This window comes from Microbacterium sp. NPDC055910 (assembly GCF_042271185.1).
Taxonomy (GTDB): domain Bacteria; phylum Actinomycetota; class Actinomycetes; order Actinomycetales; family Microbacteriaceae; genus Microbacterium.
Genome location: NZ_JBHJZS010000061.1, coordinates 1 through 6,694, shown reverse-complemented (window position 1 = coordinate 6,694; position 6,694 = coordinate 1). Strand labels below are relative to the sequence as shown.

Below are 6,694 nucleotides of genomic sequence, written 5' to 3'. Positions count from 1 at the left end.
CAGCGGGCTTCACCCGCTGTCTCGGCGCGCCGTTGCAGTCTCGCGGTCAATACGGGGATGCTGCGCGGCGGGGCGCGTCAGAGGGCCGGGGCACGTCCGGGGGCGAACTCAGGGGGTGAGGGCGGCGCGCAGACGGTCGGGCGCGATGCGCCAGTGACCCAGCAGGTCGCCGTCCACGAGCACGACCGGGATCTTCTCCCACCACTGCGCGTACAGCGCGGCGTCGTCGACGATCGAGCGCTCCTCGACCTCGATGACGTCGGCAACGTCGTCGGGCAGGTCCGCCAGCACGTTCTCGATGACCTCGCGTGCGACGTCGCACAGGTGGCAGTCGGGCTTGCCGATGAGGGTGAGGGTCGTCACCGCAGTCCGTCTTCGGTGGGGTATCCCGCCGCGACCCAGTCGTCCGTGCCGCCCTCGACGTTCGCGGCGTCGTAGCCGCGGGCCTCGAGCACCTCGACGGCCTGCCCCGAGCGCACACCCGACTTGCAGATGACGTCGAAGCCCTCGGCGGGCAACTCGTCGAGGCGTCCGCCGAGCGTGGACATCGGCAGGTTGATGGCGCCGGGGACGCGAACGGCCTCGTACTCCCACGCCTCGCGGACGTCGATCAGCGGGCGGTCGGTGCGGTCCTTCAGCTCATGCACGTCGATCGTCTGCATGGGTCTCCCTCCGGTCGGCGGCAAGACACGAAGCGCCCCTTCGGCAGGCGGAGAGCCTGCCCGGGGGCGCTTGGTGTCGGATGCCGCTTACTTCTTGTTGCGGCGCTGGTGGCGAGTCTTGCGAAGCAGCTTGCGGTGCTTCTTCTTCGCCATGCGCTTGCGGCGCTTCTTGATGACAGAACCCACGGAAACCTCACTAGATCGGGGTCTGGACGCAGAGTCGTCTGCGCCCGGGAACGGGCAATACGGAAAAAATGCCTCGTGACAGCTTACCCGACGTCGGCGATGGGTCGCTGCAGAGCTGCGGTCACGGCGGATTCGGGCACGCGATAGCTGCGGCCGAAGCGCACAGCGGGAAGCTCTCCCGCGTGCACGAGCCGATACACCGTCATCTTCGACACGCGCATCAACTCTGCGACCTCAGCGACGGTCAAGAACCGCACGTCAGGCAGTTCTGCCATGCCGCCCCTCCTCCATGTATCCCCAGTTATGTGCACACTCTAGAGTCACGAGCATACGCGTGTAAACCCGCGTGGCACGTGTGAATGCTGGGACGGGAGTGCTCAGTCGCTTCGCCGCTGTCGCGCCACCCGCTCGCGGGCATCGCGTGCGACCTGGCGCTCGAGCTTGCGGGCATCCCGCAGTGCCTTCTCGGCGTCGCGCGCAGCCTTGCGCGCGTCGCGGAACTTCTTGTCCCCCTCGATGTCGGCATCGTCGACGCCCACCCACGCCGCCCGCTCGGGGGCATCTCCCGCCGCGACCGCCGCGATGTGCGCCTCGAGACCGTCGAGGCTGCGCTCGAGCCCGAAGCCGAACGGATCCGAGTCGTCGAGGAACACCCCGGCGTCGATCGCTTCGCGCAGCGAAGGATAGGCGTCCGCCGTGATGAGCACCCGATAGAGCGCGTCCTCCTTCGCCGTGATCGCGTCGCCGTCGACACCGATCTCGTTCTGACGGCGCAGATAGCCGGCGATGACGGTCCCCGCCCACCGCGCGTGCCCCGTCACGAGAAGCAGCGCCGCCAGCCGCTCTTCGTGTGACAGCGGCGTCCCGGCGAGCGCCTCGAGACCGGCATCCATCCACGCGGCGCTGTTCGGCGTCGTCGGCGCTCCGCTGATGGGGATGTCGAGCATCCACGGATGCTGCAGATACCGCTGCAGCTGCTCGCGGTAGACCGCCGTGAGCCGCTCACGCCAGCTGCCGGCCGTGCGCGCCGCTTCGGACGGCAGCCCGGTCGCCTCCTCCTGCATCAGCAGGATCAGGTCGTCCTTCGCGGTGATGTAGCGATACAGCGACATCGGCGTGAACCCGAGACGCGCGGCAACGGCCGCCATCGACACGGCGCCCAACCCCTCGGCGTCGGCGATCTCGACGGCGGCGTCGACGATCCGCTCGACACTCATCTCGCGCTTCGGTCCGCGCTGCGGGTTCGCGGCGATACCCCACGCGAGAGCGACACCGCGGGGAAGCTCGAGATCTGCGGCATCCGTCATGGGGCTCAGTCTAGGACTGTTTAGCGTGTAAACAGTGTGTTACCGTCATAAACAGTTACCGTTGTAAACAGTTTCCGCCCTATACAGAGAGGTTCCCATGAACGATCCGATGCCCGCTCCCGCCATCGAGGTCCGGGGCCTGCGCAAGTCGTTCCGTCGGCAGAGCGTCCTGGACGGCCTCGACCTGACGGTCGAACGCGGCGAGGTCTTCGCCCTCCTCGGCCCCAACGGCGCCGGCAAGACGACCACGATCAACATCCTCACGACCCTCGCGCAACCCGACGAGGGCACCGCGTCGGTCATCGGCATCGATGTCGTCCGACAGCCCGACGAGGTCAAACGACGCATCAGCCTCACCGGCCAGGCAGCCGCCGTCGACGACGTGCTGACCGGCACCGAGAACCTCGTCATGCTCGCCCGCCTGTCCGGGTTCGCGCCCCGCCGCGCGCGGGAACGCGCGGCGGAACTGCTCGAGCGCTTCGACCTGACGGATGCCGCGGGCAAGCGCGTCGGCGCCTACTCGGGCGGAATGCGCCGTCGCCTCGACCTCGCGCTGAGCTTCGTCGTAGCCCCCGAGGTCCTGTTCCTCGACGAGCCGACGACGGGTCTGGACACGCGCAGCCGCCGCGAGCTGTGGGAGGTCATCCGATCCCTCGCCGACGCCGGCACGACCGTCTTCCTCACGACGCAGTATCTCGAAGAGGCGGACCACCTCGCCGATCGCATCGCGGTTCTCGATGGCGGACGCGTCGTCGCGATCGGCACGGCCGCGCAGCTGAAGGCGCGCATCGGCGGCGACACCGTCGAGTTGCACGACGCACACGGCGGCCTCCTCCGCGAAGTCCCGACGGACGGCACGGTGTCGGGTCTGCGACGTGCTCTCGACGTCCTCGACGAGCAGGGCGTCGACGGCACCGTGACTCTGCGTCGCCCGAGCCTGGACGACGTCTTCCTCACCCTCACCTCGCCCGAGGCGCGTCGCGCCGCAGCGCGCCCCGTCGAGGAGCTCGCATGATCCCCGCGCCGACGTCACCCGCCGCTGACGCGTCGCGAGGCGCGGGCCCATCCCGGACCACCGTCGCCCCCGCCCTGCGGCCGCGCGTGTCGGGACTCACCGCCGAGAGCGTCTTCGTCGGCCGCAGCCTCCGGCATTCGCTGCGCGACGGCGAGTCGCTCCTCATGGCGGTCATGCTCCCGGTCATGCTCATGCTGCTGTTCACGTTCGTGTTCGGCGGCGCGATCGACCCGTCCGGCGGGTACGTCGACTACGTCGTGCCCGGCATCGTCCTGACCTGCGCGGGCTTCGGCGCCTCGTCGACGGCCGTCTACGTCGCCGGCGACATGAAGGCGGGGATCATCGACCGCTTCCGCACGATGCCCATGCGCGCCAGCGCGGTCCTCACCGGACACGTCGTGGCGAGCCTGCTGCGCAACCTCCTGGCGACGGGGATCGTGATCGGTGTCGCGCTGCTGGTGGGATTCCGCCCCACGGCCGACGTGTGGGGCTGGATCGGCGCCGTCGCGGTCATCGCCCTCTACATCCTCACGATCACCTATCTCTTCGCCGCGATCGGACTCGCCGCCGGCAGCCCCGAGGGCGCGAACGGCTACGGCTTCATCATCCTGTTCCTGCCCTACCTGTCCAGCGCCTTCGCACCAATCGACACGATGCCGTCCTGGCTGCAGCCGATCGCGCAGCACCAGCCGGTCACGCCCGTCATCGAGACGATCCGGGGCCTGCTCCTGGGCACGCCGATGGGCGATTCGGCGTGGTGGGCGCTGGGCTGGTGCGCCGCCATCCTCGCGGTCTCGATCGCGTGGGGCTCCTGGCTGTTCCGCCGCAAGGCCGGCCGCCGCTGAGCACCGGGGACCGCCCGGGCGTCGGCGGGAGTCAGCGTCCGGGCAGCCTCTTGAGCGCGTTCGCGACGGCGTACCGAGCGGATGCCGCGGCCCGGCCGACGACGTCCGCCGCGTGCGCGGCGGACTCGGGAAGAGTCGACGCAGCGGCGAGGCCGTAGTCGGTGCCGTCGCTCAGGAACGGCATGAGCCAGTCGTCGATCTGGTCGAGTGGTTCGGGCGCGAGGCTGTAGAACCGGTGCTGACCCTCTTCGCGCACCGATACGAGATGGGCCTCGCGCAGCACCTTGAGGTGCTTCGAGACCGTGGGCTGGCTCGCCCCGAGCTCCTGGACGATCTGCGACACGCTCGTGCCTCGCTCACTCGCGGCGGAGCGGTCGAGCAGGAGTCGCAGGATGTCGCGACGGGTACCGTCCGCGATCACGTCGAAGATGTCCGCCATGTGCTCAGATTAGCCGGGCGCTCCGCGGAGTACCATGAGGCCCTACCGTGGGACGGTGACGAGGAGGACGCCTATGGCGGACGCGAGACGCGCGTCTGGCAGGTCGGTCCTCCAGCGGGTGGGCCACGACGTCATGGAGTTCTTCCGCGATCTGACGCAGCGCTCCCCCGCCCGGGTCGCGATCCTCGTCTACGTCGCGCTGATCCTGCTGTTCACGGGGCTGTTCTCGCTGCCCGTCGCCGCCGACGACGGCGGCGTGACCCCCTTCGCCGACGCGTTCTTCACCGCCGTCTCGACGATCTGCGTCACGGGGCTCGCGACGGTCGACATGGCCACGCACTGGTCGCCGTTCGGTCAGGTCCTGGTCTTCCTCGGCGTGCAGATCGGGGCGCTCGGCGTGCTCACGATCGCGTCGATCCTGGGACTGGTCATCTCGCGTCGGCTGGGCCTGCGCGCCAAGCTCATGGCGGCGAGCGATTCGAACCCGCTGCGCAGCCACGGCGGTCCGGTCAACGAGGGGCAGACCGTTCAGCTCGGGCAGATCGGCAGTCTGCTCGCGACGGTCGCGCTGTCCACGCTGGTCATCGAGGCCGTGGTGGCGGTCCTGCTCTATCCGGGGCTCCTGCTCGCCGGCATCCCCTGGCACACCGCCGCGTGGGAAGCGCTGTACTTCGCGGCGATGGCGTTCACGAACACGGGCTTCACGCCCAACGCCGAGGGTCTCGCGCCGTTCGCGCACGACTACGTCTTCCTCACGGCGCTCATGGCGGGGGTCTTCCTCGGCTCGATCGGATTCCCGGTCATCTACACGCTGCGCAAGCACCTGTGGCACGTGCGCCGGTGGTCGCTGCACACGAAGCTCACGCTCATCACGACCGTCGCGCTGTTCTTCGCCGGCGGTGTCGTCTTCCTCATCCTCGAGTACGACAACCTGCTGACCCTCGGCCCGCAGGATGCGTTCGACACGACGTTCCAGGCGTTCTTCCTCTCCGCGATGACCCGTTCGGGGGGCTTCTCCCTGCTCGACGTCGGCGAGCTCAATCAGTCCAGCCTGCTGATGGCGTGCATGCTCATGTTCGTCGGCGGAGGATCCGCCTCGACGGCGGGCGGCATCAAGGTGACGACCCTCGCCGTCATCGGCCTCGCCGTCTGGTCGGAGGCCAGGGGACGCGCATCCAATCAGGTCTTCGGCCGCAGGATCCCCAGCGACGTGCTGCGCGTCGCGCTCTCGGTCGTCGTGTGGGGCGCCACGATCGTCGCGCTGTCGACGATCATCATCACGCAGATCACGAAGGCCGACCTCGGCGACGTGCTGTTCGAAGTCATCTCGGGCTTCGCGACGGTCGGGCTGTCGACAGGTCTCACGGCCGAGCTGCCCGACGCCGCGAGTTACGTCCTGGCCATCACGATCCTGATGGGCCGCGTTGGTACAGTGACTCTCGCCGCGGCGGTGGCCGCGTCATCCCGTTCGCAGCTGTATTCGCTGCCCGTGGAAAGGCCCATCGTTGGTTGAGAAGATCCGCAGCGATGCGCCTGTCCTCGTCATCGGGCTCGGGCGCTTCGGCGCCGCGTGCGCGGGTGAGCTCGACCGTCTCGACCGCGAGGTGCTCGCGATCGACGCGAGCCTCGATCTCGTGCAGAAGTGGTCGGAGCGGGTCACGCACACCGTGCAGGCCGACGCGCGCAACATCGACGCGCTGACGCAGGTCGGAGCGCAGGACTTCCAGATCGCCGTCGTCGCGGTCGGCACGTCGATCGAGGCGTCCGTGCTCATCACGGCGAACCTCGTCGACCTCAAGATCCCGCAGATCTGGGCGAAAGCGGTCTCGCAGTCGCACGGCAAGATCCTCGCGCGCGTCGGCGCGAACCATGTCGTCTACCCCGAACGCGAGGCCGGAGAGCGCGTCGCGCACCTCGTGAGCGGCCGCATGCTCGACTTCATCCGCTTCGACGACGACTTCGTGCTCGCCAAGATGTACCCGCCGCGGTTCATCCGGGGCGTCGGGCTCAACGAATCGGGCGTGCGCACGAAGTACCGCGTCACCGTCGTGGGCGTGAAGAGCCCCGGCAAGCCCTTCCGCTACGCCGAGGCCGACACCGTCGTGACCAACCACGACCTCATCATCGTGTCGGGGACGAACTCCGACATCGAGCGCTTCGCCTCCCTCGACCGCTGACCCGCCGCCCTTTCTGACGGCGAGACTGCAACGGCGGGCCGAGAGTGCGGGGTAACCCCGCAC

Annotated in this window: 10 protein-coding genes; 4 read left to right on the top strand and 6 right to left on the bottom strand. The window is 69.0% G+C overall.

All coding sequences use genetic code 11. The annotated features are described in order from the left end of the window. Positions 1-108 precede the first annotated feature (108 nt). The 5 genes from ACFC3F_RS14900 to ACFC3F_RS14880 all read right to left on the bottom strand — a co-directional run bounded on the left by ACFC3F_RS14900 (position 109) and on the right by ACFC3F_RS14880 (position 2,155). The gene (locus ACFC3F_RS14900) at positions 109-363 is read right to left on the bottom strand and encodes a glutaredoxin family protein (RefSeq protein ID WP_376131447.1); all 255 of its coding nucleotides are present in this window, start codon (positions 361-363) and stop codon (positions 109-111) included. Then, on the bottom strand, positions 360-662 hold the full coding sequence (locus tag ACFC3F_RS14895; protein ID WP_376131444.1) for a rhodanese-like domain-containing protein: 303 nt from the start codon (positions 660-662) through the stop codon (positions 360-362). Before ACFC3F_RS14895 ends, ACFC3F_RS14900 begins: the two co-directional genes overlap by 4 nt. Positions 663-749: 87 nt before the next feature. Then, entirely contained in the window at positions 750-848 is a 99-nt protein-coding gene (locus ACFC3F_RS14890) for a 30S ribosomal protein bS22 (protein WP_003792170.1), read from the bottom strand. Positions 849-931: 83 nt separating this feature from the next. Then, on the bottom strand, positions 932-1,123 hold the full coding sequence (locus ACFC3F_RS14885) for a helix-turn-helix domain-containing protein (protein WP_179519823.1): 192 nt from the start codon (positions 1,121-1,123) through the stop codon (positions 932-934). A gap of 102 nt (positions 1,124-1,225) precedes the next feature. Continuing rightward, entirely contained in the window at positions 1,226-2,155 is a 930-nt protein-coding gene (locus tag ACFC3F_RS14880) for a TetR/AcrR family transcriptional regulator (protein WP_376131440.1), read from the bottom strand. Between the two features lie 97 nt (positions 2,156-2,252). Here ACFC3F_RS14880 and ACFC3F_RS14875 point away from each other — a divergent pair, with 97 nt between their 5' ends. Both ACFC3F_RS14875 and ACFC3F_RS14870 read left to right on the top strand, forming a co-directional pair. Then, positions 2,253-3,170, top strand: a complete 918-nt coding sequence (locus ACFC3F_RS14875; protein WP_376131438.1) for an ATP-binding cassette domain-containing protein — start codon at positions 2,253-2,255, stop codon at positions 3,168-3,170. Then, entirely contained in the window at positions 3,167-4,015 is an 849-nt protein-coding gene (locus ACFC3F_RS14870) for an ABC transporter permease (protein ID WP_376131435.1), read from the top strand. The genes ACFC3F_RS14875 and ACFC3F_RS14870 overlap by 4 nt, the downstream gene beginning before the upstream one ends. Positions 4,016-4,046: 31 nt before the next feature. On the opposite strand, the gene ACFC3F_RS14865 is transcribed toward ACFC3F_RS14870, so the two are convergent. Then, positions 4,047-4,454 (bottom strand): ArsR/SmtB family transcription factor, encoded by a 408-nt coding sequence (locus tag ACFC3F_RS14865; protein WP_376131433.1) that lies wholly within the window; start codon positions 4,452-4,454, stop codon positions 4,047-4,049. A gap of 133 nt (positions 4,455-4,587) precedes the next feature. Between ACFC3F_RS14865 and ACFC3F_RS14860 the strand changes: the two genes are divergently transcribed. Both ACFC3F_RS14860 and ACFC3F_RS14855 read left to right on the top strand, forming a co-directional pair. Further along, positions 4,588-5,967, top strand: coding sequence for a TrkH family potassium uptake protein (locus ACFC3F_RS14860; protein WP_376131449.1), 1,380 nt, complete (start codon positions 4,588-4,590; stop codon positions 5,965-5,967). Further along, positions 5,960-6,631 carry a potassium channel family protein gene (locus ACFC3F_RS14855; RefSeq protein ID WP_376131430.1) on the top strand — a complete coding sequence of 224 codons (672 nt, stop codon included), beginning with the start codon at positions 5,960-5,962 and terminating at the stop codon, positions 6,629-6,631. Before ACFC3F_RS14860 ends, ACFC3F_RS14855 begins: the two co-directional genes overlap by 8 nt. The last annotated feature ends 63 nt before the right edge of the window (positions 6,632-6,694 follow it).

Bases quoted from the DNA above. Each gene is read 5' to 3' on its own strand.
- ACFC3F_RS14895 (WP_376131444.1), bottom strand. From the start codon at position 662: ATGCAGACGATCGACGTGCATGAGCTGAAGGACCGCACCGACCGCCCG.
- ACFC3F_RS14885 (WP_179519823.1), bottom strand. From the start codon at position 1,123: ATGGCAGAACTGCCTGACGTGCGGTTCTTGACCGTCGCTGAGGTCGCA.
- ACFC3F_RS14880 (WP_376131440.1), bottom strand. From the start codon at position 2,155: ATGACGGATGCCGCAGATCTCGAGCTTCCCCGCGGTGTCGCTCTCGCG.
- ACFC3F_RS14875 (WP_376131438.1), top strand. From the start codon at position 2,253: ATGAACGATCCGATGCCCGCTCCCGCCATCGAGGTCCGGGGCCTGCGC.
- ACFC3F_RS14870 (WP_376131435.1), top strand. From the start codon at position 3,167: ATGATCCCCGCGCCGACGTCACCCGCCGCTGACGCGTCGCGAGGCGCG.
- ACFC3F_RS14865 (WP_376131433.1), bottom strand. From the start codon at position 4,454: ATGGCGGACATCTTCGACGTGATCGCGGACGGTACCCGTCGCGACATC.
- ACFC3F_RS14860 (WP_376131449.1), top strand. From the start codon at position 4,588: ATGGAGTTCTTCCGCGATCTGACGCAGCGCTCCCCCGCCCGGGTCGCG.